The sequence below is a fragment of the Phenylobacterium sp. genome (genome assembly GCF_031181185.1).
Taxonomy (GTDB): domain Bacteria; phylum Pseudomonadota; class Alphaproteobacteria; order Caulobacterales; family Caulobacteraceae; genus Phenylobacterium.
The window spans coordinates 1-2,117 of record NZ_JAPSKZ010000311.1 but is presented as its reverse complement, the minus strand read 5'-3'; the positions used below and the strand labels follow the sequence as shown (position 1 = coordinate 2,117).

The window sequence follows — 2,117 nt, the reverse complement described above, 5'->3', positions numbered from 1 at the left end:
GCACCACCTCGACCCGGGCCATCGCGTTCGAATGCACCGCCGAAGGGGCCCTGCGCCCTGCGGCGGTCAGCCAGATCGAGCTGCAGCAGCACTTCCCCCGCCCCGGCTGGGTCGAACACGACGCCGCCGAGATCTGGACCGCGACCCTGCAGACCTGCCGCGAGGCGGTCCGCAAGGCCGGCGGGGTCGGCCGCTTCGCCGTCGTCGGCATCACCAACCAGCGCGAGACGGCGGTGATGTGGGACGCCGCAACCGGCGAGCCGCTGCACCGCGCCGTCGTCTGGCAGGACCGCCGCACCGCCGACGTCACCGCCCGGCTGGCGGCGGCGGGACATGAGCCGGCCGTGCAGGCGGCGACCGGCCTGATTCTCGACCCCTATTTCTCGGCCTCGAAATTCGCCTGGCTGCTGGACGCCGTTCCTGGCGCGCGCGAGCGCTGCGCGAGGGGCGAGGTGAAGCTGGGCACCATCGAGACATGGCTGATATGGAAGCTGACGGGCGGGGCCCGGCACGTCACCGACGCCACCAACGCCAGCCGCACCTCGCTGATGGATCTGGCGACGCGGCGGTGGCGGCCCGAACTCGCCGACTTGTTCGATGTCCCGTTGCAGGGACTGCCGGAGATCAGGGGCTGCGCCGACCATCTCGGCGACTGCGACCCGTCGCTGTTCGGGGCCGCCCTGCCGATCCACGGCGCCGCCGGGGACCAGCAGGCCGCGCTGGTGGGACACGGCGCCCTGAAGCCCGGCGACGCCAAGATCACCTACGGCACCGGCGCCTTCCTCGTCGCCAATGTCGGCCGCGCCCCGGTGGCCTCGACCAGCCGCCTGCTGGGCACGCTCGGCTACGAGGCGAAGGGCGAGGCGGCCTGGGCCCTGGAAGGCTCGATCTTCTCCGCCGGCTCGGCCATCCAGTGGCTGCGAGACGGGCTGAAGGTGATCTCGGAGTCGCGCCAGTCCGAGGCCATGGCCACCGGGCTGAAGGACAACGGCGGCGTCTACCTCGTGCCCGGCTTCACCGGCCTCGGCGCGCCCTGGTGGGAGCCGGAGGCGCGGGGGACCATCGTCGGCCTGACCCGCGACGCCGGCCCGGCCCACATGGTCCGCGCCGCGCTGGAGAGCCTCGCCTACCAGACCCGCGACCTGCTCGACGCCCTGGCCAAGGACGGCGCCCCGCCGCTGAAGACGCTCAGGGTCGACGGCGGCGTCACCGCCAACGCCTTCGCCATGCAGTTCGTCGCCGACATCTGCGAGGTCGAGGTCGAACGCCCCGCCTTCCAGGAGATGACGGCCCTCGGCGCGGCCCGGCTGGCGGCGCTGGGCGTCGGCCTGATCGCCGATCTGGAGGATCACCCCGTCGAGGCTCCCGCCCGCTGGAGCCCGCGCATGGGCACCGCCGAACGCGACCGGCTGCTCGAGGGCTGGCGGCGCGCCGTCAAGGCGGCCATCATCGCCGCCCGATGAGCCAGACCGACCTCGCCGACCCCCAGACCGCCTTCTCCGGCACGCGCGAGGTCGATCCCCGCCATGCCCTCGACGTCGGCCGCCTCGACGCCTGGATGAGGGACCATGTCCCGGAGTACGCCGGCCCCGTCACGATCCGGCAGTTCAAGGGCGGCCAGTCCAATCCGACCTATGAGCTGGCCACGCCGGGCCGGACCTACGTCCTGCGCCGCAAGCCGCCGGGGACGCTGCTGGCCTCGGCCCACGCCGTCGACCGCGAGTTCCGGGTCATCTCGGCCCTCCACGCCCAGGGCTATCCGGTCGCCCGCCCCTGGGCCCTGTGCGAGGATGACGCCGTTATCGGCTCGATGTTCTACGTCATGGACAAGGTCGAGGGGCGCGTCCTCTGGGACCTGAAGCTGCCCGGACTGACGCCGCCGGGGCGGCGCGCCATCTACGACGCCCAGGTCGAAGCCCTGGCCGCCCTGCACGCCTTCGAGCCGGAGGCCATCGGCCTCGGCGACTACGGCCGCCCCGGCAACTATTTCGAGCGCCAGGTCGGCCGCTGGACCAAGCAGTACCGGGCGTCGGAGATCGAGCCGAACCCGGCCATGGACCGGCTGATCGACTTCCTGCCGGCCAGCCTCCCGGCCCAGGGGCCGACCCGCATCGTCC

2 protein-coding genes are annotated in these 2,117 nt (G+C 73.1%); both read left to right on the top strand.

The annotated features are described in order from the left end of the window. Positions 1-1,463: glycerol kinase GlpK (glpK, locus tag RIF93_RS20310; RefSeq protein WP_309093252.1), on the top strand; the 1,463-nt coding region annotated here is incomplete at its 5' end. Then, positions 1,460-2,117, top strand: a 658-nt coding sequence (locus RIF93_RS20305) for a phosphotransferase family protein (RefSeq protein WP_309093251.1), incomplete at its 3' end; no start/stop codon positions are given. The genes glpK and RIF93_RS20305, both read left to right, overlap by 4 nt.